The 25,665-nt window shown below is 43.4% G+C and carries 31 protein-coding genes and 1 other annotated feature; of the genes, 1 reads left to right on the forward strand and 30 read right to left on the reverse strand.

Annotated features, from left to right (window positions below; translation table 11 throughout):
- Nucleotides 1–35: 35 nt before the first annotated feature.
- The 5 genes from tgt to N1I80_RS13800 all read right to left on the reverse strand — a co-directional run bounded on the left by tgt (nucleotide 36) and on the right by N1I80_RS13800 (nucleotide 5,256).
- Nucleotides 36–1,175, reverse strand: a complete 1,140-nt coding sequence (gene tgt, locus N1I80_RS13780; protein WP_340738442.1) for a tRNA guanosine(34) transglycosylase Tgt — start codon at nucleotides 1,173–1,175, stop codon at nucleotides 36–38.
- Complete coding sequence (gene queA, locus N1I80_RS13785) at nucleotides 1,175–2,227, reverse strand: tRNA preQ1(34) S-adenosylmethionine ribosyltransferase-isomerase QueA (RefSeq protein ID WP_340738443.1); 1,053 nt, start codon at nucleotides 2,225–2,227, stop codon at nucleotides 1,175–1,177. Before queA ends, tgt begins: the two co-directional genes overlap by 1 nt.
- 29 nt (nucleotides 2,228–2,256) lie before the next feature.
- Nucleotides 2,257–3,267, reverse strand: coding sequence for a Holliday junction branch migration DNA helicase RuvB (ruvB, locus tag N1I80_RS13790; RefSeq protein ID WP_340738444.1), 1,011 nt, complete (start codon nucleotides 3,265–3,267; stop codon nucleotides 2,257–2,259).
- A 73-nt stretch (nucleotides 3,268–3,340) separates the two neighbouring features.
- On the reverse strand, nucleotides 3,341–3,943 hold the full coding sequence (gene ruvA / locus N1I80_RS13795) for a Holliday junction branch migration protein RuvA (protein ID WP_340738445.1): 603 nt from the start codon (nucleotides 3,941–3,943) through the stop codon (nucleotides 3,341–3,343).
- Nucleotides 3,944–4,020: 77 nt separating this feature from the next.
- Complete coding sequence (locus N1I80_RS13800) at nucleotides 4,021–5,256, reverse strand: ATP-binding protein (RefSeq protein ID WP_340738446.1); 1,236 nt, start codon at nucleotides 5,254–5,256, stop codon at nucleotides 4,021–4,023.
- Between the two features lie 423 nt (nucleotides 5,257–5,679).
- Between N1I80_RS13800 and N1I80_RS13805 the strand changes: the two genes are divergently transcribed.
- Nucleotides 5,680–5,964, forward strand: a complete 285-nt coding sequence (locus tag N1I80_RS13805; RefSeq protein ID WP_340738447.1) for a hypothetical protein — start codon at nucleotides 5,680–5,682, stop codon at nucleotides 5,962–5,964.
- A gap of 347 nt (nucleotides 5,965–6,311) precedes the next feature.
- Here the strand turns inward: N1I80_RS13805 and N1I80_RS13810 are convergent, their stop codons facing one another.
- The 25 genes from N1I80_RS13810 to N1I80_RS13930 form a co-directional block, all read right to left on the reverse strand.
- On the reverse strand, nucleotides 6,312–7,034 hold the full coding sequence (locus N1I80_RS13810; RefSeq protein ID WP_340738448.1) for a YebC/PmpR family DNA-binding transcriptional regulator: 723 nt from the start codon (nucleotides 7,032–7,034) through the stop codon (nucleotides 6,312–6,314).
- A gap of 12 nt (nucleotides 7,035–7,046) precedes the next feature.
- Complete coding sequence (locus N1I80_RS13815; RefSeq protein WP_340738449.1) at nucleotides 7,047–7,937, reverse strand: aminoglycoside phosphotransferase family protein; 891 nt, start codon at nucleotides 7,935–7,937, stop codon at nucleotides 7,047–7,049.
- On the reverse strand, nucleotides 7,924–9,054 hold the full coding sequence (locus tag N1I80_RS13820; protein WP_340738450.1) for a LysM peptidoglycan-binding domain-containing protein: 1,131 nt from the start codon (nucleotides 9,052–9,054) through the stop codon (nucleotides 7,924–7,926). The genes N1I80_RS13815 and N1I80_RS13820 overlap by 14 nt, the downstream gene beginning before the upstream one ends.
- Before the next feature lie 277 nt (nucleotides 9,055–9,331).
- Complete coding sequence (gene pheA / locus N1I80_RS13825) at nucleotides 9,332–10,219, reverse strand: prephenate dehydratase (protein ID WP_340738451.1); 888 nt, start codon at nucleotides 10,217–10,219, stop codon at nucleotides 9,332–9,334.
- 17 nt (nucleotides 10,220–10,236) lie between these two features.
- Complete coding sequence (locus tag N1I80_RS13830; RefSeq protein WP_340738452.1) at nucleotides 10,237–10,692, reverse strand: ACT domain-containing protein; 456 nt, start codon at nucleotides 10,690–10,692, stop codon at nucleotides 10,237–10,239.
- 65 nt (nucleotides 10,693–10,757) lie between these two features.
- A complete protein-coding gene (gene obgE / locus N1I80_RS13835; protein WP_340738453.1) occupies nucleotides 10,758–12,044 on the reverse strand; it encodes a GTPase ObgE in 1,287 nt (428 codons plus the stop codon).
- 11 nt (nucleotides 12,045–12,055) lie between these two features.
- Nucleotides 12,056–12,574 (reverse strand): Spo0B domain-containing protein, encoded by a 519-nt coding sequence (locus tag N1I80_RS13840; protein WP_340738454.1) that lies wholly within the window; start codon nucleotides 12,572–12,574, stop codon nucleotides 12,056–12,058.
- Between the two features lie 142 nt (nucleotides 12,575–12,716).
- Nucleotides 12,717–13,007 carry a 50S ribosomal protein L27 gene (rpmA, locus tag N1I80_RS13845; RefSeq protein ID WP_179392075.1) on the reverse strand — a complete coding sequence of 97 codons (291 nt, stop codon included), beginning with the start codon at nucleotides 13,005–13,007 and terminating at the stop codon, nucleotides 12,717–12,719.
- Nucleotides 13,008–13,019: 12 nt separating this feature from the next.
- Nucleotides 13,020–13,349 (reverse strand): ribosomal-processing cysteine protease Prp, encoded by a 330-nt coding sequence (locus N1I80_RS13850; protein WP_340738455.1) that lies wholly within the window; start codon nucleotides 13,347–13,349, stop codon nucleotides 13,020–13,022.
- Nucleotides 13,350–13,355: 6 nt separating this feature from the next.
- Nucleotides 13,356–13,664, reverse strand: coding sequence for a 50S ribosomal protein L21 (gene rplU, locus N1I80_RS13855; protein ID WP_340738456.1), 309 nt, complete (start codon nucleotides 13,662–13,664; stop codon nucleotides 13,356–13,358).
- Between the two features lie 13 nt (nucleotides 13,665–13,677).
- Nucleotides 13,678–13,751, reverse strand: a sequence feature (ribosomal protein L21 leader region).
- 45 nt (nucleotides 13,752–13,796) lie between these two features.
- Nucleotides 13,797–14,408 carry a M50 family metallopeptidase gene (locus N1I80_RS13860; RefSeq protein ID WP_340738457.1) on the reverse strand — a complete coding sequence of 204 codons (612 nt, stop codon included), beginning with the start codon at nucleotides 14,406–14,408 and terminating at the stop codon, nucleotides 13,797–13,799.
- On the reverse strand, nucleotides 14,405–14,971 hold the full coding sequence (locus N1I80_RS13865) for a M23 family metallopeptidase (protein ID WP_340738458.1): 567 nt from the start codon (nucleotides 14,969–14,971) through the stop codon (nucleotides 14,405–14,407). Before N1I80_RS13865 ends, N1I80_RS13860 begins: the two co-directional genes overlap by 4 nt.
- Before the next feature lie 463 nt (nucleotides 14,972–15,434).
- Entirely contained in the window at nucleotides 15,435–16,232 is a 798-nt protein-coding gene (gene minD, locus N1I80_RS13870; RefSeq protein WP_340738459.1) for a septum site-determining protein MinD, read from the reverse strand.
- A gap of 1 nt (nucleotide 16,233) precedes the next feature.
- Nucleotides 16,234–16,905 (reverse strand): septum site-determining protein MinC, encoded by a 672-nt coding sequence (locus tag N1I80_RS13875; RefSeq protein WP_340738460.1) that lies wholly within the window; start codon nucleotides 16,903–16,905, stop codon nucleotides 16,234–16,236.
- Nucleotides 16,906–16,965: 60 nt separating this feature from the next.
- The gene (gene mreD, locus N1I80_RS13880) at nucleotides 16,966–17,490 is read right to left on the reverse strand and encodes a rod shape-determining protein MreD (RefSeq protein ID WP_340738461.1); all 525 of its coding nucleotides are present in this window, start codon (nucleotides 17,488–17,490) and stop codon (nucleotides 16,966–16,968) included.
- Nucleotides 17,487–18,371, reverse strand: coding sequence for a rod shape-determining protein MreC (gene mreC, locus N1I80_RS13885; protein WP_340738462.1), 885 nt, complete (start codon nucleotides 18,369–18,371; stop codon nucleotides 17,487–17,489). The genes mreD and mreC overlap by 4 nt, the downstream gene beginning before the upstream one ends.
- Nucleotides 18,372–18,390: 19 nt before the next feature.
- Nucleotides 18,391–19,407, reverse strand: a complete 1,017-nt coding sequence (locus tag N1I80_RS13890; protein ID WP_340738463.1) for a rod shape-determining protein — start codon at nucleotides 19,405–19,407, stop codon at nucleotides 18,391–18,393.
- Between the two features lie 165 nt (nucleotides 19,408–19,572).
- On the reverse strand, nucleotides 19,573–20,250 hold the full coding sequence (radC, locus tag N1I80_RS13895; protein ID WP_340740047.1) for a RadC family protein: 678 nt from the start codon (nucleotides 20,248–20,250) through the stop codon (nucleotides 19,573–19,575).
- A gap of 13 nt (nucleotides 20,251–20,263) precedes the next feature.
- A complete protein-coding gene (locus N1I80_RS13900) occupies nucleotides 20,264–20,878 on the reverse strand; it encodes a Maf family protein (protein WP_340738464.1) in 615 nt (204 codons plus the stop codon).
- Nucleotides 20,879–20,972: 94 nt separating this feature from the next.
- Nucleotides 20,973–21,629 (reverse strand): hypothetical protein, encoded by a 657-nt coding sequence (locus N1I80_RS13905; protein ID WP_340738465.1) that lies wholly within the window; start codon nucleotides 21,627–21,629, stop codon nucleotides 20,973–20,975.
- Between the two features lie 98 nt (nucleotides 21,630–21,727).
- Nucleotides 21,728–22,483, reverse strand: coding sequence for a prepilin peptidase (locus tag N1I80_RS13910; protein WP_340738466.1), 756 nt, complete (start codon nucleotides 22,481–22,483; stop codon nucleotides 21,728–21,730).
- Nucleotides 22,484–23,191, reverse strand: a complete 708-nt coding sequence (locus N1I80_RS13915; RefSeq protein ID WP_340738467.1) for a hypothetical protein — start codon at nucleotides 23,189–23,191, stop codon at nucleotides 22,484–22,486. It lies immediately after the preceding gene.
- Complete coding sequence (locus N1I80_RS13920; RefSeq protein ID WP_340738468.1) at nucleotides 23,188–23,772, reverse strand: PilN domain-containing protein; 585 nt, start codon at nucleotides 23,770–23,772, stop codon at nucleotides 23,188–23,190. The genes N1I80_RS13915 and N1I80_RS13920 overlap by 4 nt, the downstream gene beginning before the upstream one ends.
- A complete protein-coding gene (gene pilM, locus N1I80_RS13925) occupies nucleotides 23,773–24,747 on the reverse strand; it encodes a type IV pilus biogenesis protein PilM (protein WP_340738469.1) in 975 nt (324 codons plus the stop codon).
- 413 nt (nucleotides 24,748–25,160) lie between these two features.
- Complete coding sequence (locus tag N1I80_RS13930) at nucleotides 25,161–25,619, reverse strand: prepilin-type N-terminal cleavage/methylation domain-containing protein (protein ID WP_340738470.1); 459 nt, start codon at nucleotides 25,617–25,619, stop codon at nucleotides 25,161–25,163.
- Nucleotides 25,620–25,665: the final 46 nt, after the last annotated feature.

Genomic DNA, 25,665 nt, shown 5'->3' on the forward strand with positions numbered 1-25,665 from the left:
CATCCCCCTTTCAACCATGATTCATTATACAAGATTCAGAAGTTTTTTGCATTCGGTTTGTTGAATCCATAGCTTTCAAAAAATTCTTCGCGGAAATCGCCGAGGCGATCATTGCGAATCGCATCCCTGACCTGCTCCATTAAATTGAGCAAGAAATGGAGGTTATGATGCGTCGTCAAGCGGATACCAAACGTCTCCTCTGTCCGGATTAAGTGATGGATATACGCTCGACTATAATTTTTGCAGGCATAACAATCACAGTTCTTATCCAGTGGACCGAAATCATTTTTATATTTCGCATTGCGGACTACTAAACGTCCTTCACTCGTCATCAATGTGCCGTTCCGTGCAATACGTGTTGGCAATACACAGTCAAACATATCAATCCCACGAATCGCACCGTCAATGAGTGAATCAGGTGAACCGACACCCATTAAGTAACGCGGCTTATCTGCCGGCAACAGCGGCGTCGTATACTCCAGAACGCGGTTCATAATATCCTTCGGCTCACCAACAGATAATCCACCAATCGCATAGCCTGGGAAATCAAGTGCGACAAGATCCTTCGCACTCTGCTTACGTAATTCCTCAAACTCGCCTCCTTGGACAATGCCAAATAACGCTTGTTCATCAGGACGCGCATGAGCTGCTAAACAACGTGCCGCCCATCTCGATGTACGCTCAACACTTGCCTTCATATACTCATACGTTGCTGGGAATGGTGGACATTCATCAAACGCCATCATAATATCCGGCCCGAGTGCATTCTGGATTTCCATCGCCTTTTCGGGACTAAGAAACAGCTTGCTGCCGTTCAAATGATGTCTAAAATGAACACCTTCCTCTTCAATCTTGCGAAATTTGCTCAGTGAAAAAACTTGGAAACCGCCTGAATCAGTTAAAATAGGTCTGTCCCAATTCATGAATTTATGCAAGCCGCCCGCTTCTTTAATAATTTCATGGCCTGGACGAAGCCATAAATGATACGTGTTGCTTAAAATAATGCCCGCACCAATGTCTTTTAATTCCTCTGGTGACATCGTCTTAACCGTTGCCTGTGTACCGACTGGCATGAATGCCGGTGTTTCAAAGGACCCATGTGGCGTATGGACAATACCTAGACGCGCCCCCGTCTGTTTACAAGTTTTAATATGTTCATAAGTGATCGCTGCCATTACTGTAATTCCTTCCTTTGTGACGGTTTGATGAACATTGCATCTCCAAAGCTGAAGAAGCGATACTTTTCCTCAACCGCCTGTTGATATGCTGCGAGAATATGCTCCCGCGTTGCCAATGCCGAAATCAACATAATGAGTGTCGATTTCGGTAAATGGAAGTTGGTCAATAGTCCATCGACAATACTAAATGTGTAGCCCGGATAGATGAAAATTGATGTCCAGCCACTGCTAGCAATGATTTTACCATCATTTGCCGAAGCAATCGTCTCCAACGTTCGAGACGAAGTAGTTCCAACGGCAATGACACGACCACCGCGTGCTTTCGCTCCGTTAATAGCATCTGCTGTTTCTTGTGTCACCTGATAATATTCAGCATGCATCGTATGTCCTTCAATTGTATCGACACTGACTGGACGGAATGTGCCTAATCCCACATGTAAGGTGACAAAGGCAATGTCCACGCCTTTCGCGCGTATGCTCTCCAAAATGTCATCCGTAAAATGCAGCCCCGCTGTTGGTGCTGCTGCTGAACCGCGCTCTTTCGCAAAGACTGTCTGATACCGTGCCTGATCATCTAGTGTTTCTGTAATATACGGCGGTAACGGCATTTGCCCAAGTGCATCTAGAATTTCATAAAAAATCCCAGCATAGATGAATTTGAACGTCCGTCCTCCTTGCGCCTGTAAGCCTGTACACTCCGCCTTCAAGCGTCCATCACCAAACGTGACAACCGTTCCCAATTTCACACGCTTCGCCGGCTTAACAAGCGTCTCCCACTCATCAGCCCCTGTTTCTTTCAATAACAGTACTTCAATTGTAGCACCCGTGTCCTCTTTCACACCCATCAGACGTGCTGGCAAAACACGTGTATCATTTAATACGACAATATCACCGGCCTCAAGCTCATCCAATAAGTCAGGAAATTGACGATGATCTACTTGTCCTGTCGTTTTATCAAGCACCATCAACCGACTTGCCGTGCGATCGACTAGCGGCGTCTGTGCAATTAGCTGTTCTGGTAAATCAAAATCAAAATCATTGACATCCATCGTCTATATTATCTCCCTTTATTATCAAATTACTGTTCATGATGCTCTGGAACTACATAACCAAAATGGTCATAGGCTAAACGCGTCGCCACTCGTCCACGCGGCGTCCGTTGGATAAAACCAATCTGTAACAAATACGGTTCGTAAACATCCTCAATCGTCACGGATTCCTCACCAATACTTGCGGAAATCGTATCAATACCAACAGGACCACCACGAAAGCGCTCAATCATGCCTGTCAACAATTTATGGTCGATATGATCCAAACCATGCGAATCCACTTGTAGCATTTCAAGTGCTTGCTGTGCGGTACTAACCGTAATATTACCATTGCCCCTCACTTGCGCAAAATCACGCACACGACGCAACAAGCGATTGGCGATACGCGGGGTCCCCCTTGAACGACGCGCAATTTCCACCGCAGCCTGTTCATCAATCGCTACCTCAAAAAGACCTGCACTACGCACAACAATTTCCTTCAGTGGCTCCACTTCATAAAACTCAAGGCGTAGCGGCACGCCAAAACGGTCCCGTAAAGGCGCCGACAAGGCACCTGCACGCGTCGTCGCTCCAATTAGTGTAAAGGGTGGTAAATCCAAGCGAATCGACCGAGCAGAAGGTCCTTTCCCTACAACAATATCGAGACAAAAGTCTTCCATGGCAGGATACAACACCTCTTCAATCGCCCGATTCAGCCTGTGTATTTCGTCTATAAATAACACATCACCTGGCTCAAGCGAAGAAACAACCGCCGCTAAATCACCAGGGCGTTCAATTGCCGGACCACTCGTCATACGAATGTTGACATCCATTTCATTGGCAATGACGCTAGCTAGCGTCGTCTTACCAAGCCCCGGAGGTCCATACAATAACACATGATCCAAGCTCTCACTGCGCCCTCTTGCTGCCTCGATGAAAACACCTAAATTATCCTTCACTTTTTCCTGCCCGATATACTGGCTAAGAAACTGTGGTCTTAGCGATTGTTCAAAGCGCTCATCAAAATTGGATGCTTCCCCCGAAATGACCCGTTCTTCCATCGTCCGCCCCCCTTTCCAGCTTATCCTTACTCGAAGTAAGGATTCAGTTCCATCCTTACCCAGTAAGGATATATTACTGTTTCAACAATAACTTCAAAGCCAATTTCATATAACCTTCAGTATCATGCTCTTCATTTTCCAATTTCGGCTTCACTTTCGTTAATTCACGCTGTGAATAGCCAAGTGCTTCCAGCGCCAAAATCGCTTCATCCAACGCACCATTATCCGCCATCGTCAGCAGTGTCACATCGTCGTCTGGCATTTCCATTTCGCTGAATAAATCGAACAGCTTGCCTTTCAAATCTAGAATCATCTGACGCGCCGTCTTTTTACCAACGCCCGGGAACTGAACCAAAAACGTCTCATCTTCCCGTTCAATCGCACCAATTACTTGAGAAGGAATACCGCTTGCAAGAATAGCCAAAGCCCCTTTCGGACCAATACCCGAAACCGTAATCAGCTTTTTAAACAATTCACGTTGCTCCAATGACTTAAAGCCCAGCAATAACTGAATATCTTCACGGACATGCAAATAAGTAAACACTTGCTGAATATCATCTGTCTTATGAAACGCATACGGATTCGGCGTCATAATGAGCCAACCAATGCCACCTTGTTCCAACGTAATGTACTCCGGCGTCACACGCGTAATCTGCCCTTTTATGTAGTCGTACATCCTATCTGCCCCCTATATGGTCAGAACTGATTATACCATACGAACGCATTTTCTACATTCGTTAACTGCTATCACAGTCAAACCGGAATCGTAATCAGAAAAGTTGTCCCTTTCCCTACTTTACTTTCTACATCAATCGTCCCTTTCACATTACAAATGGTACTGTAAACCATTAACATACCAAGACCCGTTCCTTCTTTTTTGGTGGAATAATAAGGTTTCCCTAGTTGTGCAATTTCTTCACAGGACATACCTACTCCCCTATCTTTAATTTTAATAATAATATTATTCTTGTGTTCCACAACATCTATCGACAGCGTCCCACCAGTGTCTTTCATCGCTTCAATCCCATTTTTAAATAAATTGATAAAACACTGCTGCATTTGATTTTCATCATATTTCTTCTTCAATGAATTTGTAAAATGAACTTGTATATCTACTTGATTCATCTTGGCATAGGGTTTCATAATATTTTCTACATAGGTGATTTCATCTTTGAAACTGGCATAAACCATATGTGCTGATTGGGGTTTTGAAAAAGTCAAAAAATCACTAACAATCTTTTCTGCCCGTTCCAATTCTTTTAATGAAAACTCAATATAGCCCTTTTCGTCAGCTGTAATCGTTTTGGAACCCTTTAAAAGTTGTAAAAATCCATTCGTGACCGTCAATGGATTTCTTATTTCATGGGCAATACTTGCTGACAAATCACCAATATCCTTTAGTCTTTCCGACCGAAAATAAAGTTCACGGGTCTTCACATTAAAGATAACCTTTTCTATTAAAGACATAATAATGGAAACGACGATGATATGTATGACTAACGCATAGACGGTTAATGTCCAAAACTCACTTGTTAAATTGGGATAATGAAAGCCCAACGTAATAAAGTAAAATACCGTCACCAGAAAAGTGACAACGACTGCATAGATCATTCTACTTTTCCCGTTTTGTTGTATAAACCTTCTACTCAACAATGGCACAACAATAAAAATAACCGTTGAGAAAATGAGCGAGTGATAAATCCCTTCCCCTCCAATAAAAAACCGATAACTATTAAGTACGAGGTACAGGGGCAAAACCATTTTGTAGCCACCAAAAAGTGCGGCGATTATAAATGGAATGTACCTTAAATCAAAAATAAACCCCGTTTCCAATGTAAATGGGAAGGCCATACAAAAAATAAGTACGACAGACGAAATAGAAATAAGTATATATTCATTACTTTTCGTTAATCTATTTTCAAAAAATATGACCGCTATTAAAACCGGAAAAAGTAAAAATAGGACATTTAACAATAATGTTTCAATCAAGCCAAACTTCCTTCCTATGACACTTATTGCACAACCTAATACGTATATATATATATCAATCCCTTTAGAATTGTACACTATTTTCCGATGTAAGATGTAAGTTTTTTTCATTATATCTCTATCAAATTAAATACCCACCACTGAAGAGTGTATACCATAAACATACTATAATCACACGGTTCAATCAATGACGCTTCTGATTCCTCTGGTAGCAGAAAATCATAGATTATATGGCTATTGTGCAAGTACCAATTCTCTATATCTCACCACACCAATATTTGTGAATGTGTTACACTATACCAATAATTGATTATCCAGTTGTTCAACAATACGGTCAGATTTTGAAATAAGATAACTAGACTTTTAAATATTTAATTGTAGATAAATGTTCATCTTAAATAAAAATATAATGGGGGTATAATTATGTGGTTAATATTTGGACTAATTGCTATAGTAGCAACTTTTATAAATCTTTATATGTACGGAACAGGCAAAGATTATAAATTGGCAATGGCAATGGGGTTATCATTTACAGCACTAACACTTGTTGCAGATTACAGTATGGTGTCCGATTGGGTAAAGGCGGAAGATTGGTCTGCTTTATTAGATGTAGTGCCTACGATGGCAATAGCGTTTTGGGTTTTGACGATTATATCGATTTTATTAAATATAACTCCTATACTTTTAGAGCTAAAAAACAAAAAATAATTACTTATTAATGTGCAATTGCGGCATAAGAACAGGACTTGTGAATGATTAAACTTCATATTGCAAGTCCTTAAAAGGCCAAATTGTTTTTTTATAACCGTTAATTGTACGATGTGAAAAGTTTTGAACTTCGATATGATACAAATATTCTTCTAACAACAAAAAAGACACCCCCCTAATAAGATTGTTTTTCAACAATACTTGTAAGGAAATGTCTTCAATTAAATGTCATAAGTAAAAGGTTCGTTTTTAACATATATATCGTAATAAAACTACAATCTCACGTTGAAAAACTAACTTAGAACCTCTTCAAACCCTTGGTATATCAACGTTTCCAGTTTCAACTGTTACTCCGCCGCATTATGGTAGATGTCCTGCACGTCATCGTCATCTTCCAGTGCTTCGAGCATCTTGTCAAACAACTCTTCATTATCAGCAGAAAGCTCCGTATACATGGATGGAATCATCTCGATTTCCGCTGAAATAAAGACAATACCTTCTGCTTCCAGTGCTTCTTTCACCGTTAAAAAATCAGACGGCTGTGTGACAATTTCAAAGCCTTCTTCTGTCGATTCGATATCATCCGCACCTGCTTCAAGTGCCGCCATCATCACTGTATCTTCATCGGTGCTATCTGTCCGTTCAATGAAAAGACGTCCTTTGCGGTCAAACATGTAACCGACTGAACCACTTTCTCCAAGACTGCCGCCGTTTTTATTAAACGCGACACGTACATTTGGAGCCGTTCGGTTACGGTTTTCTGTCAGACAGTACACAAGTACAGCGACTCCGCCTGGGCCGTAACCTTCATAGATCACTTCTTCGTAGTTCTCATCGGCACCAGCACCTGTCGCCTTATCAATCGCCCGTTTAATAACGTCATTCGGAACGTTCACACTTTTCGCCTTTTCAATCGCTAGACGAAGTGCAGCATTCAATGCAACGTCCGGTCCGCCCGATTTTGCAGCTACAAAGATTTCCTTGGACATCTTTTGAAAAATTTTACCTCTTTTTGCATCTTGTGCACCTTTACGGTTTTGAATATTCTTCCACTTGGAATGGCCTGCCATACTGACTACCCCCTATATGTTTATCCGTTCTACATCATACCATAATTTCGGCCAATGTGAGAGCGCGGACTCTGTAAAAGGGATGAGCTGCTTCGCCTGTCTTTCCCTACTCGTTGGGGATAGCGTGAAGAAATGGAGCCACTCACGTAGTAATTCATTCGGAAACAGTAGCAATGTCTTCGATGCTGCGTCCAACTTTTGCAAGGAAGGCTGTTCATCAAACAAAAAATCAAGATCATAATCGATTTGCGGTAGCACACGGTGAATCCACAGTGCAATTTCAGTACCAGCCGGTCCCGTACAAGCTAGATCGAAGTCGATGAAGCGAATCACACCATGCATATCACGCAAAATATTATGATGCACAACATCTCCATGGAGTAACGTGCCATCCAAATGATCCTGATAGGTTTTTTTGACTACACTAATAGCGTTCAATGCATAAAACAAAATTTCGTCAACTCGGCCTTTTCCAATATACGCCTCACACGCACTGCTAATTTCGCGAAAACGAACGATTCGATCCTCCCATTTCATAACGAGAGGATAAGGGTGTAAATAAGGTGAGGCGTGCCAGTCGATTTGTGCCTGTGTTGCATGAAGGGCATGGAGGGCCGCAAGCGAATCCGTCCGATCAGCCCTTTTCTTGAAATTGACCGCCTTGGCACCATCTAACCACGGTTGAATGAATAGCAACCGATCTTCTTCAGACTCAACAGGTACAATATGCAAAAATGACATCGAATGTAATACATCATGTATACGTTTCACTTTCATGGCAATCGAGTTCGAGTGATATCGCTTCACTGAAAAACGATGGCCGTTCCTCTCCAACTTCCACACATTATCTTTTATTTTTTCTACTTTCCCTTCCAGCGCCATACGCCTATCAATACGATCCATACCAGTTGGAGCCCTGATAAGGTGTAGGCATCATTTGGTAGAATAAAGGCATCATCATCATCGGGTGATGGTGTTGGTGGTGATATTGGTGGCCATCACAGCCACAGCCTTGCTGAGAGACCGGAAATGGCATCATCGGAAAGCCTTGTTGCATAGCCGGAGATAAGGATTGTGGAATATATCCTTGCTCAGGTGGACACCAAGCTGACGGCTGTAGATCCCATTCTGGAGACTCTTCGAACAGATTATCAGGTGACTCTACTAATTGCCAACCTTCAACCATAGGCATTTGTTGTGGCATTTGCTGTGGCATTTCGGCAGGTCCTTGACTAGAAAAAATCGGTGATTCTTCACACTCTTCTTCGTACATTGGAAATTGTGTCGATGGTAACGATGGTGTTGGTAACGGCATCGGTGCCGGTTGCATAGAAGCCGGTGGGCTAGGCATCGCCTGAATTTGTCCCGAATGCATAAACGGATGACAATCCGCGTCGAAAATTGGCAACCAGCCACATGGAATCCCAATCATCGGATGATGCATGCACGGCTGCATCGGAAACATTTGGATAGGTGGCGGCGTAGGTACAGGTGGCGGTACTGGCATCGGTGCCGGCGGTATTGGTGGCACCTGTACTGGCGGCGTTGGCACTGGCGGTCTCGGTATTGGCGCCGGTGGTGTTGGCGTTGGCGCTGGAGGTTTAGGTGCTGGCACTGGTGGTCTTGGCGTTGGCGCTGGCGGTTTAGGTGTTGGCACTGGTGGTCTTGGCGTCGGCGCTGGCGGTTTAGGTGTTGGCACTGGTGGTCTTGGCGTCGGCGTTGGTGGTTTGGGTGTTGGCTGCGTTGGTGGTTTCACTGTTGGCGGTTTTGGTTTTGGCGTTGGCACTGGTGCCGTTGGCGGCTGGGTCGGCTTTACCGGAACCTTCCCTTTATCAGGATGCTTGACGTGCTCTTGCTTTCCTCCCTGTACTTTGTTCGGTAAAAATATCTTCATACCAGGCACGATGTATTCAGATTTAGCGAGATGTGCATTGGCCCGCTTCAACTCTTCGAACGGGATACCATATTGACGCGCAATCTTCCACAACGTATCCCCTTTGACAACAATATGGATTTCCACTTAAAAAATTCCCCCTTCCGTCAATCCATCGTATGAACGGACGCCCGTCTTTGTGACGCACATTTTCCATGTGATGTCCCCTCTTGCTATGTATATGCGGCGGTGGGCGTTTTATTCAAAAATTGAGGGCGTTTAATTATTTTGATTCGGCATTGTTGTTACGCTAGCGACTAGCTTTGTTGCGCACGGGATTACCTTCGGTGCGCGCGGAACTGCCTTCGGTGCGCGCACGGCAAGCCTATTTTTATTCACAACAAAAAACCGCCTGCGTCATTTTTCAATGACGTGACGGTAATTGATTGTATGTAAAATAGGAACCGAATGAGCGCACAGAACAATTGAGTGCAGTAAGTTCTTCGATTGCCCCCTGCATCATCGGATGATCTTCGGCTTCCAACACATCGATGATGAAGAAATAATTTCCGAGACCTGTTTTCAATGGCCGCGATTCAATTTTACTTAAATTGAGCCTGCGCCAGGAGAAAACAGATAGCACCTGATGGAGTACGCCCGGACGATCATCCTCTGGTAATTTCACCATGAAAGTCGTTTTTAGTTTAGTAGAATGCCCTTCACTTTCCAAACATTCCTTACGCAACGATAACACAACAAAACGTGTATGGTTAAAATGAAAATCATGAATGTTTTCTTCTGTAATATGTAATCCATATTTCTCTGCCGCCAATCGATTGCCAATAGCCGCTATTTTCTCATCTGGATTTTCAGAAATATACTTTGCGGCCGCGGCCGTTGAAGTTGTCTGAATAAGCGGCACACGACGGAAATTATACTGTAAATATTTATGGCATTGCGCAAGTGCATGCGGATGAGAATTAATAGACTCGATTTCATCAACAAAAGGGATTTGCTTATGATTGATCATCAGATGCTGCTCAATCGGAATAGAAATTTCAGCATTGATGAACAACTCACTCCCGTGGAACAAGTAATCAATTGTCAGTGGTACAGAGCCTTCCAAAGCATTTTCAAGCGGAACGATGGCATAAGCAACATGGCCTGCTGCCACCGCCTCAATACAATCAGGTATCGTGGCATGCGACACCAATCCTGATGTACCTCCAAAAAGAGTGCTTGCCGCTACATGTGTAAATGACGCTTCAGGTCCTAAATAAGCGACTGTCGGCGTAAATTTCTCGTCTATCATATAGTTATTTACTCCTTTCACAATGCACCTGAACTAATTAAATTTACCGCGTCAACAAAATCAGGTGATTTTAGGCGTTGCAGAAACTCTTCCATTTTGATTTCCATTTCTGTCACATCTAGCGACAATGTAATATTGGCACGCGCTTGGACAGGTATCGTTTGATGGATTGTTAAGACATTACATTTTGCCTCTGAAATGATATGCATTAATGTTGCAAGCGACCCCTTCCGATCCTCAAGTTGGATGAAGATCGTTAGGATTCGTTCACGTGCAATCGATTCGAAAGGAAATACAGTATCGCGATATTTATAAAATGCGCTTCGGGATAGGCCTACCCTTCTTGTAGCATCTTGTATCGTCGATTCTTCTCCGCTAGCCAATAGCCTTTTCGCCTCCAGCATTTTTTGCATGGATTCTGTCAGCACATCTTCTCTTACAAGATAAAAATGACCTTCCCCCAATTGCTTCATAAAGAGTTCCCCCTGTCTCACAGTACTCCCCTTTTACTCATAAAATCTTCGTTGATGTCAACTCATTATTCGAGGAATTCAAATTCGAATTCGAGGATACGTACTGTATCGCCGTCTTTCGCACCGCGTTCACGAAGTGCATCATCTACACCCATCCCACGCATTTGTCTCGCAAATTTACGGACAGATTGATCGAAGTTGAAATCCGTCATTCTGAACAGACGCTCAATTGTGTAACCAGATAAGACATATGCTCCGTCATCATCACGTGTTACTTCAAAGTCAACTTCTGACTCGTGTTTGTACAGAACAGAATGCTCTTCCTCATCCTTAATTTCATGCATTGGGAATTCTGGTGTCACTTCAAGCAGATCCGCTACTGCAAACAGCAGTTCATCAAGCCCTTTTCGCGTAATCGCAGAAATCGGGAAGATCTGCGCATCTTCATCGCCCAGCTTTTTCTTAAATTCCTTGAGATTGTCTTCCGCATCAGGCATGTCCATTTTATTGGCCACGATGATTTGTGGACGCTCTGTCAATCGTAAATTATATTGCGCCAATTCCTCATTGATGGTCACGAAATCTTCATATGGATCGCGTCCTTCCAATCCAGACATATCGACCACATGAATAATAACACGCGTCCGCTCGATATGACGTAAAAACTGATGCCCCAGACCAATTCCTTCATGCGCTCCCTCGATCAAACCAGGAAGATCGGCTAGTGCGAAACCACGATGGTCCTCTGTTTCAACCATCCCCAAATTCGGTACCAATGTTGTAAAATGATAATCGGCAATTTTAGGTTTTGCTGAGGAAACAACAGATAATAACGTCGATTTCCCAACGCTAGGGAAACCGACAAGACCTGCATCAGCAAGTACTTTCAATTCCAATGTAATTTCCCGCTCGACACCCGGCTCACCTTTTTCAGACAGTTCAGGCGCTGGATTTTGTGGTGTTGCAAATCGACAGTTCCCACGACCACCGCGACCACCTTTGGCAATAACAGCCGTCTGCCCATGCTCGACAAGGTCAGCAATAATCGTACCTGTTTCCGCATCTGTAACAACCGTACCCGGTGGAACCTTAACAACCATATCCGTCGCACTCTTACCATGCATACTCTTACTGCCGCCGTGCTCGCCACGTGTTCCTTTAAAATGGCGTTGGTAACGGAAATCCATCAGTGTACGCAGCCCTTCGTCAACTATGAAAGTGACGTCAGCACCTTTACCACCGTCGCCACCGGCTGGACCGCCGTATGCGATATACTTTTCCCGACGGAACGCAACCATCCCGTCACCACCGTCACCACCCTTTACATAAATCTTTACGTGATCGACAAACATGCATTTTCCTCCTATCGCCCACGAATCGTGAACGTCCATTGATTTTGTGAAATTATTTCTTCTACGCTGAAGTCCCCAGTCACTTCTGGTGCAGCTAGCATCTGGTCCATCGCACCGTCAACAGTGACGGTAATCGACCAACTTGTCGATGTAGCCTTGACATCAATCTGCGCTTCATAATCAGATGTGGGATCTACCATTTTTTCTGCTATACAAAATACCTGTTCTAAATAGGCTGCGACCGCTTCATCATCCGCTTCCCGGATACCTGACGTAATCGCAGACGTTATTGTTTTAGGGAACACGCTGTACATCCAGTCAAACGTAACAAGCCATGTTTCAACAGCCGGTAGTCCGAGTCTTTCTAGCATGGCCACTTGGCGCATCGCATCCGTTGTCTCCATAATTTTCTGTTTCGCTTCTGGCAGTTTACCGAGGTCAATATACAGTAAGATTAACTGAAGCTCATTCAAAAAATCATGTCTTGCAAATTTCAGCGCTTGTATCAGGGTCAGCTTATCGTTTCCCATTGTCATTCACCGCCAACATTTTCATCTTTATAGTATAACATTTTTCTACCCCGCTTCGCCAACTATCGAAGACATTGCAGGCCTATCTAAAATAAAAAAGAAAAAGGACTGCACATCATATGCAGTCCTTTCTCTCGTATGTTTACGCTTCCTGAACTTCAGGGTAAACGCTAACTTTCTTTTTGTCACGGCCAAAACGTTCAAAACGAACGACGCCGTCAACTTTTGCGAAAAGTGTATCGTCACCACCGCGACCGACGTTTTCACCTGGGTGAATTTTCGTTCCGCGCTGACGATAAAGGATTGATCCGCCTGACACGAATTGTCCATCAGCGCGTTTCGCGCCAAGACGTTTCGAGTGAGAGTCACGACCGTTCCGAGTAGAACCTACCCCTTTTTTCGATGCAAAAAACTGGAGATCCAAACGTAGCATGTATGCCACCTCCTACTTGTTGAAGATGAGTTTTATATGTTGCCCATAGTCTTGTTCAATCGTCTGTAATGATACAATCATCGCTTTTAGAATTAACTGTATATCGTAATCTTTTTCGTCGTTTTCCGGAAATATGACTTTCAAATAACCACCGTCAGCTCCTTGATGGATGTCAGGGGTTTTTCCTGTGAGTGCAATGATGGCATTGACAGTACCAAAAGATACTGCGGATGCTCCTGCACAGACAAGGTCTTTTCCGTGTTCCGCGAAATCAGCGTGACCTTTCATCTCAAATGAATGGATGTGGCCTGAAGATTGCTCATTGATGATGATCTTAATCATGCCGGCTTACGCGTTAATACCGTCAATGACGATTTTCGTGTATGGCTGACGATGACCTTGTTTTTTGTGGTAGTTCTTTTTCGGCTTGTATTTGTAAACAGTGATCTTTTTAGCACGACCTTGTTTAACAACTTTACCCGTTACAGTAGCACCTTCCACGAATGGAGCGCCAACTTTCACGTTTTCTCCACCTATGAATAGAACTTTGTCAAAAGTGACGACTTCGTCAGCTTCACCAGCTACTTTTTCGATGTAGATTTCCTGGCCTTGTTCAACTTTGATTTGCTTACCACCAGTTTCAATGATTGCGTACATACTTGCACCTCCTCTATAAACTCAGACTCGCCTTCCAAGGTGATCCATTTGGATACTTGTACCTTATCAGCGCGGTTGCAGTAGCACGGGTGCTACAAACAATAACATTTGAATATTACCATATAAAAAAAGTTACGTCAATTGTTTTAATTTTATTTCTGTATATGCTTTTTCATATTTTCGGAAACGAAAGGCAGTAATATTTTGAATGAGGAGAAATAATGCAAGAAGAATATAAGGAATGGTCTTGGGTAACCCACAAATTAATAGCAAAATCGCAGCGGCTATAAATAACATCGAATGCACTAAAACAAGTGCACGCGTGCGATACTCAGAACCGTCAGTCTCCAGTAATGCACAAATGACCTGTCCTCCGTCAAGCGGCAAAATCGGCAGTAAGTTCAGCACCAATAATGCGACTTGGATACGAATGACTTGATCATCACCCGGGAACTCTATCCATGTCGCAAGTGCTAATAATAGACCTGTCGCCAGCGGACCACCGAGCGCGACAATAATGCGTTTTTTTTTCGGCTCTAACTGACGATTGCTAATGATTAATTCGCCACCATACGGCATAATCACGCACGAACGAACCCGCATCCCCGTGACATAAGCTGCAATCAGATGGCCCATTTCATGAATGAGTAGCGATATGAAGATAAGTGCATAGATGGATATGCTCCCTGTCATAATGAGAAATAAGAAAAACGGCAGGAGCACAGGATGGAGCCTAAACTTCATTCATCCACATCCGACAGATCGTCACCTGAGAGATACGTTGGCAATAGGGATGCATCTAATTTCACACCACCACGCTTCACCATTAAATAAATGGCCCCCTCTTCCATTAGCGCCAGCGTGTCCCCTTTTTTTACAGCCGTATAGGGTAGTATTGGAATTGTTCCCACAAAGCCATATGTCACTTCATCCCCATCATCATATAACACCGTAATTGTTTTCCCCGATTCGCGGGTAAATCCTGTGAAAACAACAAGCCCACTCGCTTGCGCTTCAATCGGCAACGGATTCGTATACGAAACCAGGACACCATTTTTATAAGGTTGCATCGATTCGTACATGGAAAAAGGATCATCCAAATTCGGACCCGCCATCACTGCAATTTTATCATCGTCTGAATCCTTGATCATCGAAGCCACCCATTTCTTCACCGCCACTAAATCCTGCCCCGATGTAACATATTGCGTGATAGGCTGCCGGATCACCTCCGCCTCCTCCAGCTTCGCCACACCAATCACCCCAATCGTCAACACAATCGCCACTAGCCACTTCGTCCTCCACTTCACCCGGCCACACCACCCGTTTTTTTCAGTATATGACTGGATGTGAAAACAAATGCTTATCCATTGGCGGAACTGGAGAACCGATTTCAGAAACTAGCACACCTTTCTCACAAACTTGAATACATAGACGATGAACTCAGACACCCTGGACAAACTGGACTACCTATTTCGGAAACTAGGACACCTTTCTTACAAACTCGAATACATAGACGATGAACCCAGACACCCTGGGCAAACTGGACTACCTATTTCAGAAACTGGGACACCTTTCTCACAAACTCGAATACATAGACGATGAACTCAGACACCCCGGACAAACTGGACTACCTATTTCAAAAACTAGCACACCTTTCTCACAAACTCGAATACCTCAACCTCGAACTCTGACACCGCAGGCGAAATCCCCGCCTTCTCCCCCAAAAAACACAAAAAACCCGACGCAAAAGACGCATCAGGGATTGGGGAATTATTTTGCAAATATAGATTTAATTTTATCGAAAAATCCAGGCTTACCTACGTCTAGTGACATAAGCGGAACCGATTCACCTAGAATACGGCGGGCAATGTTGCGATAGCCAATAGCAGCTGGGTTCGATGGATCCATAACAATCGGTTCTCCTTTATTCGAAGAAGAAATGACATTTTCATCATCCAGCACGATGCCTAGTAAATCAATCGACAAATGCGATGTAATATCATTGACGTCGAGCGCATCGCCCGATGACATCAGTTGACGTTTAATACGATTAATAATAAGTTTTGGTGGTTCGATGTCTTCCTGCTCCAGCAGCCCAATAATACGGTCGGCATCCCGAACGGCCGAGATTTCCGGAGTCGTAACGACAATCGCACGATCCGCCCCTGCAACAGCATTTTTAAAGCCTTGCTCGATGCCCGCAGGACAATCGATCAAGATATAATCATAATCTCGTTTTAGTTCAGCAACCAATAGTTTCATTTGCTCTGGATTCACTGCATTTTTATCAGTTGTCTGAGCAGCTGGCAATAAAAAGAGCCCTTCTTCAAAACGTTTGTCTTTCACAAGGGCCTGCTGCACTTTACAGCGGCCTTCAACCACATCTACAAGATCATAGATGATACGGTTTTCAAGTCCTAGAATGACATCGAGATTCCGAAGTCCAATATCAGTATCAATCAGACAGACTTTCTTACCTTGAAGGGCCAATGCAGTTCCCAGATTTGCGGATGTCGTTGTTTTGCCGACACCACCTTTACCAGATGTTATTACGATTGCTTCTCCCACATTAGCTTCCTCCTTTGAATGATGACAGACCAGGTCGGAGTATCCGAAGTTCCTGAAGACGATTGATAGCAATAGAACCGTTTGGATGCAAATAAGCACATTCCATTTCTGGATGTTCCGACAAAACTGTCAATTCATCCGTCATCGTCTCCATTTTGTCCGCAATGATGAGATGTGTTGCTTCAAGCCATGAGGCAGCAATAACTGACTCTACATTACCATTCGCACCAGCATGGGCAATTCCTTTGAGACGTCCAAGAATGAATATACTACCCGCTGCAATGACACGACCATTCGGATTGACATCCCCAACGACGACGAGATCTCCATCCGCCTTCACGACCTGCCCTGACCGGACGATGCCGACATAAGTTTCAGATTGTTTTTCAAGTATTCTTCGGTTACATTCTTCCACCGTGATCACATCACTTTGAATTTTTGATACACGTAAATGAGGAGAATTATGAATCGTATTCATGATTTCCTTTAATTCATCGTCATGACAATAGCGGTTGCCTGTATGGACCTGTACTTCTGCAAGTCCCTCCAAGCTATTCTCTTCCACTTTCCTTCGAAGTTCCGCAATCATATCCGAATAGGCGCATTTGTCATCAAGGCGAAGGATAAGACCATCCTTTGTCCCTTTGATTGTTACATATTGCTGTTTCGTCATTTGCGTCACCCCGCGCTCTCTTTCTAATCCATTAACCTGAATTAGCAGCAGTTATTCAAACTACAAAGTTTCGCCTTGTCGCTCCAATCCTCTTTTGTAAATGAGATTCTTGAAAAATAAACCGAACATTCCAACAAAAACCGAGTTGGCAATAATCGTCGGCACGAGCCTACCGGCAATGAATTCATCTAAACCAATCGAGGTCAATGAAACAAGACTTGCAAAAAAGTAGGACAATAATTCAAGAACAATAATGAGGAGTAGCGCTAAGAACATGACCGTAACCAGATGACGGTGAACTTGGCGAATAATTAGCACCGCGATAAAGCAGATTAACGGAAAAAGAAATGCATATAATCCAATAATATCAATGTGGAACATATCATACAAGAGTCCAAGTGCAATTCCGTAAATGATTGCATGTTGCCGACTATAATAGACTGCTATAAAGATAAGGTACACGATAACAAACCGTGGGACAAGCGTGTATCGCATTCCTCCGATATCTATAGGGGAGAAAAGGCTAAAAACAGGCTCCAAGAAAAATAGTAAGACAGCAATGAAAGGGATGACGAATCGGATCATGATTCCCCCTCCTCCTCAGTGCCGTCCCCGTCTGTTCCATCCACAATCGTCGATGTCCTTTTCGCGATTATCACGTGGTCTAACATTGTAAATTCTGCCGCTGGACGAATATAGGCTAACTTTGTCAATCCATAGTCATCCGTCGATATTTCTGTCACTTCACCAATAAGAAGTCCTTTCGGGAATATCCCACCAAGACCGGATGAAACAACTCGCTGACCGACTTCAATATCAAAACTAGAATCAATCCGCTTCATAATGAGTTCACTCCGCTGACGATCATAGCCTTCAATAAGCCCAAACGCAGGATCTTTTCCAGGAATAACCGAAGCAACGCGAAAATTACGATTTTCTGTCGACAAGAGCTCCACCGTGGAAGTAAACTTATTGACGAGTACAACTTTACCTATTAAGCCATTTGCTGTAACGACCGCCATATTCCGCTCAATACCGTGTACTTCACCTTTATCAATAATGATTTTCTCTTCCCACTGATCAGGATTGCGAGAAATAACCGTTGCATGAATAGGTTCATAAGCTCGTAAATCATCTGTTTTGCCAATTATCTCTAGTAATCGCTCATTTTCTGCCTGGATATCCGATAATTCTGCTTGGTTAGAGGCGTATTCACTTAATCTCATTTTTAATTGCTTGTTTTCTTCATATGTATTCAAAATCCCATCAATATTCCCGATGACACCTGTAATATAATGCGCCGGCTTCGAGAATAACGATTGCCCGAAGCCGACGACGTCTTTCACAATTTGTTCTGGGAGTGAGGCGTGCTGCCGGTCTTTGAGGGAGAATGAAATTAATGCTACGAGGACGATTACGCCGACGAGCAATAAAATCAATCGTTTATTTGAAAAAAATCGCGGCATTACCCGTATCCTCCCTCACTTATCTAGATTGCATCTTTTTAATTAAATCAAAATTATCAAGTGCCTTACCTGTACCAATTGCCACACAATCGAGTGGATCTTCCGCGATAAATACAGGCATATTCGTTTCATCAGAAATAATTTTATCAAGATTTTGAAGCAATGCGCCACCGCCTGTTAAGACAATCCCACGCTCCATCACATCTGAAGATAATTCAGGTGGTGTCGTTTCAAGTGTCTTCTTCACACCATCAATGATTTGCGTAATCGATTCACGCAATGCACCTGCAATTTCATCCGAAGAGATTTCAATCGTTTTCGGTAGGCCTGTCACTAGGTCACGTCCACGAATTTCCATCTTCTGCAAACCATCTGTTACTTTCGCAGAACCAATTTCAATTTTAATAGCTTCAGCTGTCCGCTCACCAATCGTCAAGTTGTACGTCTTGCGGATGAAGCTAATGATTGCGTTATCCATCGTGTCACCACCGACACGAATTGATTCACTCGTCACAATACCTCCAAGCGAAATAACCGCTACTTCCGTCGTTCCACCACCTATATCGACGACCATACTGCCCGTAGGTTCCCAGACTGGAAGATTTGCACCGATTGCCGCCGCAAACGGTTCTTCGATTGTAAAGGCATCTTTCGCACCTGCTTGTTTTGCAGCATCCGTCACTGCACGCTGTTCAACAGATGTGATCCCATAAGGTACACAGATCATAACATTCGGCTTTTTAAATGAACCGCCCGCCGTTTTCATTGCTTCTTTCATATAATGCTCAATCATCGCTGTAGTAATTTCAAAGTCAGCAATTACGCCATCTTTCATCGGACGAGTGGCAACGATAGAACCAGGCGTACGACCGATCATATTTTTCGCTGCGCTACCGACTGCTACAATTTCACCTGTATGCGTATTTTTTGCGACTACTGAGGGCTCCCGAAGGACAATCCCTTTCCCCTTAATGAAAACTAATGTATTTGCCGTGCCGAGGTCAATCCCGACATCTTTTGATCCAAATCCAAACAAGACTGTTCTTCCTTTCTCCATAACCGCTCAATTACGGCCTTCATGAAATCATACACCCTAGTATAACGGATTGGAGAACAAAATCACAGTGTCAATAGCAATAGACAAGGTTTAATGTACTTACCATCTTTTTCCGACGTGTCAAAAGCTCGTAGCAGTAGGAACTCATCCCATGTAACCCTTCTCTTTCAAACTGATGAATTGATGATCACCTATGATTAGATGGTCGAGGGTCTCAATGCCCATAATAGACCCCGCCTCCATCAAACGCTTCGTCACTTCAATATCTTCCGGAGACGGTGCAGGGTTACCGCTCGGATGATTATGCGCGACAACTATCGATGCCGCCGAGCGTTTGACGGCTTCGCGAAAAACCTCCCTCGGATGCACGATGCTCGAATTTAAACTACCAATAAAAATCGTCTGCTTATGGAGTACTTCGTTTTTGACATTAAGAAAAAGGACCACGAAATGTTCTTGACTAAGAGAAGCCATATCGGTCATTAAATAAGAAGCAGCATCTTCAGGTGAACGGATGGTGTAGCGTCCATCTGAATGTTTACGATATAACCTTTTACCAATCTCCGCTGCAGCGAGCAGTTGAACCGCCTTGGCCTTGCCGACGCCTTTGACGGACGTCAACTCTTCGATTGTCGCATCTTTCAAATCTTGAATTTTATCGAATGAAGAAAGGATCCTGTTCGCAAGCACTAGCACTGATTCCTCTTTGGTGCCCGTCCGCAACAAAATCGCAATAAGTTCTTGGTTCGATAAACTACTTGCCCCTTGGTTAATGAGTCGTTCACGTGGCCTGTCCGCAATATGTACGTCTCGAATCATCATTTTAGGCTGAAGGTCAATAGTCAATGAACGGATCACCATCCTTCAACGCAATTAAGGCAAGCCTCCGCAAATGCTCTGTTAACTTGGCAATCGGTAAGCCCATGACATTGAAATAATCCCCTTCAATCTTTTCGACCAGGAGCGCTCCAGCCGTTTGAATGCCGTATCCACCTGCCTTGTCCATCGGGTCATCAGACTCTACATAAGCATCGAGTAACACATCGTCTAGTTCCCGAAAAGTGACGGCTGTTTCAACTGAGAAAACACGTAAAGTCCCACCCACCGAGATACCAACACCCGTTATTACGGCATGTGTTTTACCAGAAAGCTCTTGTAAAAAGGTTTTGGCTTGTTCCTTGCTCTCCGGCTTTGGATAATGCTTGCCTTCGTGCACGACAATCGTATCGGCCCCAATGACAATATGATCGTCATACTCTTTAGCAACCGCCTTTGTTTTTCTTGCAGCCAACTCTCTTGCATAAGCCGCAAAATCATCCGATGCCATGTCAATATCCTCCGAAACATGACTCGGTATCACCGTGAATGGTAAGCCAAGCAAGCTTAAAATTTCCTTACGACGTGGCGAAGCTGAAGCTAAAATAACTGGTTTAGCAATGTTAAATTTCATTATAAATTCCCCCTTTCCATAATCATACTGGATAACAGGGATTGTGAAAATTGTACCGAAAAACAAAAAATTAAATTTGGCCCCTTTTTCGCATTTAAAACGTAAATTTGACGCAGTTATTTGTTGAAGAATAATGAGATAGAAGCTGCAACCGGAGAATCCTCATATCCGTTGTAAACGTTGTAATAGAGGTTAAATTCTTGTAAAAATCCTTCATTTCCCCCTCTTCATTCGCTTCGTTTTGCTGTGCTGTCAAATTTTTAATTTGGCCTATTTCTGTTTCAGCCAACACATCGTTTAATTTCCCCGCCCCAATGGCCCCGCAAGCTGATGTATTGACTGAAAAAGCCTTGCGATAAGTCCCTTCGTAGTCGCTCGTTTCAATCTCACCTTCCTTTACACCAACCGCCGACCACACAAAATAACTATCGCCCGCATGAATGACCGCAGCTTTTGTCAATGAAGGATCTTCAGCAATAAATACAGCGGCCGCTTCAGCCGTAGAAAATGCCCCATGCTGTTTCGCAAATAACGATAAGGTTTTTTCCGGTGGCGTTGGTGCCGCCTCAGGTGTTTCAACAGCCGCTGGACCACCTGTCGGCACTTCCTTACCACTAGCGCTCGGCTCATCCTTACCCCTCGCCATAAAAAGGACAAGCCCAATGAGCGCAACCGCCGCAATACCAATGACAACGCCATGTAGCATCGCCATCAGAACAGTCGCTTTTGAATAACGTTTTCCGAATTTCATCCCAGACCACCCCTATAACCGCTTTTCCTATAACCGTAGCAGACCGGACGTGAAAAAGAACAAGACGTATGTCGCCTTGCCCTCCAAAATTTATCGACTTAATAGAATAGATTACTATACCAAGCGACAATATCAGCGCCCCAGAAATAGGAAATGACAGCTGCTATAGCAATCGACGGACCAAAGGGAATCGGTGTTTTCCGGCCTTTCCCAGACCGTTTCAACAGAATTGCCCCCACAACCGTACCAATCACTGCCGCAACAAACAACGTCAGTAGCGTTTGCACTGTACCCAACACAAGCCCAATGACGAAAAACAATTTAATATCCCCACCGCCCATGCCACCTTTCGACACAACCGCAATGACATACAGCACACCAAAGCCAACTATCGCCCCGACCAAGCTATTCCACCACGGCTCCAGGGGGATGAATAGCCGAGCCCCCAACAACACGATAGCAAATGGCAGCAGTACCTTATTCGGAATAAGCATATAAGCAATATCCGACACCGTAATAATAACAAGTAACGACATGAACAAAATCGCAACAATGAGTTCAGCACTTAAACCAAACGTATAAAAGGACAACGCAAACAATACGCCCGTGACAAACTCCATAAACGGATAAATCGGACTAATTTTCGAGCCGCACCCCCGACACTTTCCTTTTAGAAAGAGATAAGAAAAGACCGGCACCAGGTCAAGAGCACCTAGTTTTCGGTCACAAGTTGTGCAATGGGAGGGCGGCGACACAATCGATTCTTTTTTCGGTACGCGCAAGCCAACGACATTGAAAAAAGAGCCGAAGACGATACCGTAGATGAAAAATAATACAATAAAGACGCTATCCATTTAGTTGGCCACATCCTCTGCGTAAAACGTCGTTAATTGGACTTTTACAAAGATTTGTTTATAAGGCTTTACATCTGTCAATTCCAATTCACCTGGCGCAGGCGGATTACTAATATCGACCCCATCAATGCGTACAATACGTTCAATCGCCTCCAACTCTTGTAGAAACAGCATCAAATGCGCCTCATCCAACATTTGCATTTCCAGCTCCAACGACATTAGCTTCAACTCTTTAGGCAGTGCTTCTACATTAATCGGCGTAACAGGTTTCTCTTCTTCCCCCGCCTCTTCCGCTGGAGTAGCCTCTGTTGACTCAGTAGCTGTAGCCGTTTCTTCCTCTGACTTAAGGTTTTGCGCTTGTGCTACTTCTTCATCATAATTATTAAAGGTCATCTTTAAAATTTTTGATTCACTCATCACTTCTACCTCATGAATCGAGCGCAACAAATTATCCAATTGGCGCTGGGTGGGGAGTTTTTTACGCAACTCAAAATCATCCGCATCCTCCGTATCGACCACACTTAGCACAGCTACATGCTGCTCCAAAGTCATAATATCTGTTTGTAGCTGACTAATCGCTTGCTCCGTCTGTTTCTTCGTTTCCATTTTCGGATAAACAAAATAATAATAAAATGCCCCTAATAATAGTACAACGACAACTCCAAGGAGAATAGCCAATGATTTACTTTCATTTACAGATTGCTTCATTGGACAATTCCTCCTGTACGTAAATAAGTCGGGTCAATGGTCACGATAAAGCGGTTCGCAAAACGATCGACAACGTCAAATAATTCCGTCTTTCTCTCCCCCGGAGTCGGCACAAAAGTTTCAATCTCGTCCACTTTGACATCCTCAAAGTACACACTGCCTAGCAAATCACCCACATAAGTCGCCGTTTCTGGCATCGTTTCAAAGTCCATCAAAATTTCAATTTCGTTTTCCTTTAATATAAACTCGCGTAAATAGACATCATCGCCTCGATAGGCATTGATTTCTTCTACTAACGGCGAGACTGGATAGGTAATCCTGTCCAATACCCCAACCATTGTCGCTAAGTCCATCTGTTCGGGTTGCTCCAGCTCTGCAATTTTCGCTTCAATTGCAGTTCTCTCTGCTAGCAAAGCTTGCTGATCAGCCTGCAATGTTTTAACACTGCCCGTCAACGAAAAGTATTGAAAGGCTAATACCCCTACAATAGCTATAAAAGCTATCAAGACAAGCAAAGTCCCCCATTTACTGCCGCCAGATTTCCGTTCCATTTGCGGCAATAGGTTAATTTCAGGAACCATTTAAGCATCCCCTTTCAATGCTAGTCCAATAAGCGCCGCATGCCCAGCTTCAAACTGCGGATACTTTTTCTGAACAAACGCATCGTCAATAATGGTAATCGGGCTATCGATTGTCGATCGCATTTGTGCGACGATGAAATCCATTTCAGGATGACCACTCATCATGACCATCTCATCGACAGACTTTTCACCTTTATGTAAAGAAAAACGATAGAAATTCAAAATACGTTCAATCTCAGCTACTTGATTCGCCAGTGACTGCTGATAATCCTCTATTTGACCGTCAAATGTAAAGTTATTACGCTCTTTACCATCAGATTCATAGCGCCAATTACGCGATGACGTTTCCGTAGGCTGATAGCGCAGAAAATCGACATTACCCTTGGAATAAATACAGACAGACACCGCATCAATCGACCAATCGGCAATTAAATACGTCTTGCCTGGCGAAAAGAATGATGTACTATCCAAAAAGCGAATATTAGACAATGTCCGCACATCTAATACCGTCGGATGCAGCTGCACATCCGCGTATAATTGCATCAATTTGAATACCTCTTCAGAAGGAGCCGCAAATATAATCGCTTCCCCGTCACCCGCCTTCGGATCATAAACATCTATTAATGGCTCGTCAAATGGTAAATGCAGCGTGCGCCCCAATTCCATTTCCACATACCCTTTTAATTTATCGGATTGAATATCTTTCGGATGCTCAAATGCCCGCATCATAACAGAATGATCCTGTGCAAAGAAGCGCACATCATGCTTGGCAATATGCCAATCTTTCGCTAGCTCCTTCAACAGCTCGAAAAAAGCCAATTCATCCTGAACGGTTTCATCTACAACCAAGCCAGCCGGTAGCGGATATTCATAAATAGTCGCATTCGCGATATCCCCATCCTTAACGACAAGTACACGAATGAGAAAATCATTCAATTCTAGCGACACTACTCGATTTTTCTTTCTACCAAACATGTGATGGGCTCCTTTCTAAATCAAATACGATTTGGCGTATTTGTGTCCAGATTTTGAATTGAGCTTGAGGCCTACAGGATGTAGGTCATGCAGTCGTTGCGACAGGAAGTCGCGAACTTAGACTGCCTTCCTAAAATTAATTCAATTCAATTCAAAATCTGTGACATCCGCCGAAGGCTTTAACTTCATTCAGCGACCTCTGCTGAATGAAGTTAAAACGGTGATTTCATTAACCATGCAACGCAATGATCAGTCATTACGCTGAATGGTGAATGAAAAGAGAGACTACAGCAGCGGTGAGGCTGCTGTAGAACAATACTTTTTCATATACTTAATACATACATGCATAATTAATCGGCATATTCTTTATTAATACATCTTAAACATAATCAGTAAATATTATCTAATTAAATTTAGCGAGCAATCGTAACTGTACCTTCTGTACCAGCTTTCACACCTGCATTTGTAATATCGGCATTTGTAGACAGAAGGAAAGTAACTGAAACGGTGGCACTACTAGCAGATTTTCCACTTATCGTATTACCAGTCGTAGCTTTTGTAACAGTTGTACCCGTAGCACCAGATCCACTAGTATTAGCAAATCCGCCTGCATCTTCTATAAAACCATCTGTAATAAGAGTATCTAATGTAACCGAATCGAGTGTACTATTTTCAATAAAATACAAATTACCAGCAGCTAAAACATTTTGCCCATCAGCTTTAAGAGCATTTACTTTAGAATTCTCAATAATATTCCCAATCGCCGGAATAGCAATCGCCGCAATAATAGCTAAAATAACAATAACAGCCAATAACTCAATCAGCGTTAAACCTTTCTCATTCTTCATCTGTTGCTTAAATTTTTTCATCATAATAATTCCTCCTATTTTGTTTTTATTTTCTCCTGGGTACCAGGCA

The organism is Sporosarcina sp. FSL K6-3457 (assembly GCF_038007285.1).
Classification (GTDB): domain Bacteria; phylum Bacillota; class Bacilli; order Bacillales_A; family Planococcaceae; genus Sporosarcina.

Coding starts and splice junctions, on each gene's coding strand:
- N1I80_RS13910 (WP_340738466.1), bottom strand. CDS start 22,483: ATGGATAGCGTCTTTATTGTATTATTTTTCATCTACGGTATCGTCTTC.
- N1I80_RS13875 (WP_340738460.1), bottom strand. CDS start 16,905: ATGACGAAACAGCAATATGTAACAATCAAAGGGACAAAGGATGGTCTT.
- mreC (WP_340738462.1), bottom strand. CDS start 18,371: ATGCCGCGATTTTTTTCAAATAAACGATTGATTTTATTGCTCGTCGGC.
- queA (WP_340738443.1), bottom strand. CDS start 2,227: ATGGATGTCAATGATTTTGATTTTGATTTACCAGAACAGCTAATTGCA.
- pheA (WP_340738451.1), bottom strand. CDS start 10,219: ATGATAGACGAGAAATTTACGCCGACAGTCGCTTATTTAGGACCTGAA.
- obgE (WP_340738453.1), bottom strand. CDS start 12,044: ATGTTTGTCGATCACGTAAAGATTTATGTAAAGGGTGGTGACGGTGGT.
- N1I80_RS13840 (WP_340738454.1), bottom strand. CDS start 12,574: ATGGGAAACGATAAGCTGACCCTGATACAAGCGCTGAAATTTGCAAGA.
- radC (WP_340740047.1), bottom strand. CDS start 20,250: ATGATGATTCGAGACGTACATATTGCGGACAGGCCACGTGAACGACTC.
- ruvB (WP_340738444.1), bottom strand. CDS start 3,267: ATGGAAGAACGGGTCATTTCGGGGGAAGCATCCAATTTTGATGAGCGC.
- rplU (WP_340738456.1), bottom strand. CDS start 13,664: ATGTACGCAATCATTGAAACTGGTGGTAAGCAAATCAAAGTTGAACAA.
- N1I80_RS13810 (WP_340738448.1), bottom strand. CDS start 7,034: ATGGCAGGCCATTCCAAGTGGAAGAATATTCAAAACCGTAAAGGTGCA.
- N1I80_RS13905 (WP_340738465.1), bottom strand. CDS start 21,629: ATGAAATTCGGAAAACGTTATTCAAAAGCGACTGTTCTGATGGCGATG.
- N1I80_RS13930 (WP_340738470.1), bottom strand. CDS start 25,619: ATGATGAAAAAATTTAAGCAACAGATGAAGAATGAGAAAGGTTTAACG.
- N1I80_RS13900 (WP_340738464.1), bottom strand. CDS start 20,878: ATGAAATTTAACATTGCTAAACCAGTTATTTTAGCTTCAGCTTCGCCA.
- N1I80_RS13805 (WP_340738447.1), top strand. CDS start 5,680: ATGTGGTTAATATTTGGACTAATTGCTATAGTAGCAACTTTTATAAAT.
- N1I80_RS13850 (WP_340738455.1), bottom strand. CDS start 13,349: ATGATTAAGATCATCATCAATGAGCAATCTTCAGGCCACATCCATTCA.
- pilM (WP_340738469.1), bottom strand. CDS start 24,747: ATGTTTGGTAGAAAGAAAAATCGAGTAGTGTCGCTAGAATTGAATGAT.
- rpmA (WP_179392075.1), bottom strand. CDS start 13,007: ATGCTACGTTTGGATCTCCAGTTTTTTGCATCGAAAAAAGGGGTAGGT.
- N1I80_RS13915 (WP_340738467.1), bottom strand. CDS start 23,191: ATGAAGCAATCTGTAAATGAAAGTAAATCATTGGCTATTCTCCTTGGA.
- N1I80_RS13920 (WP_340738468.1), bottom strand. CDS start 23,772: ATGGTTCCTGAAATTAACCTATTGCCGCAAATGGAACGGAAATCTGGC.
- mreD (WP_340738461.1), bottom strand. CDS start 17,490: ATGATCCGATTCGTCATCCCTTTCATTGCTGTCTTACTATTTTTCTTG.
- N1I80_RS13860 (WP_340738457.1), bottom strand. CDS start 14,408: ATGAAGTTTAGGCTCCATCCTGTGCTCCTGCCGTTTTTCTTATTTCTC.
- ruvA (WP_340738445.1), bottom strand. CDS start 3,943: ATGTACGACTACATAAAAGGGCAGATTACGCGTGTGACGCCGGAGTAC.
- tgt (WP_340738442.1), bottom strand. CDS start 1,175: ATGGCAGCGATCACTTATGAACATATTAAAACTTGTAAACAGACGGGG.
- N1I80_RS13815 (WP_340738449.1), bottom strand. CDS start 7,937: ATGGATCGTATTGATAGGCGTATGGCGCTGGAAGGGAAAGTAGAAAAA.
- N1I80_RS13830 (WP_340738452.1), bottom strand. CDS start 10,692: ATGAAGCAATTGGGGGAAGGTCATTTTTATCTTGTAAGAGAAGATGTG.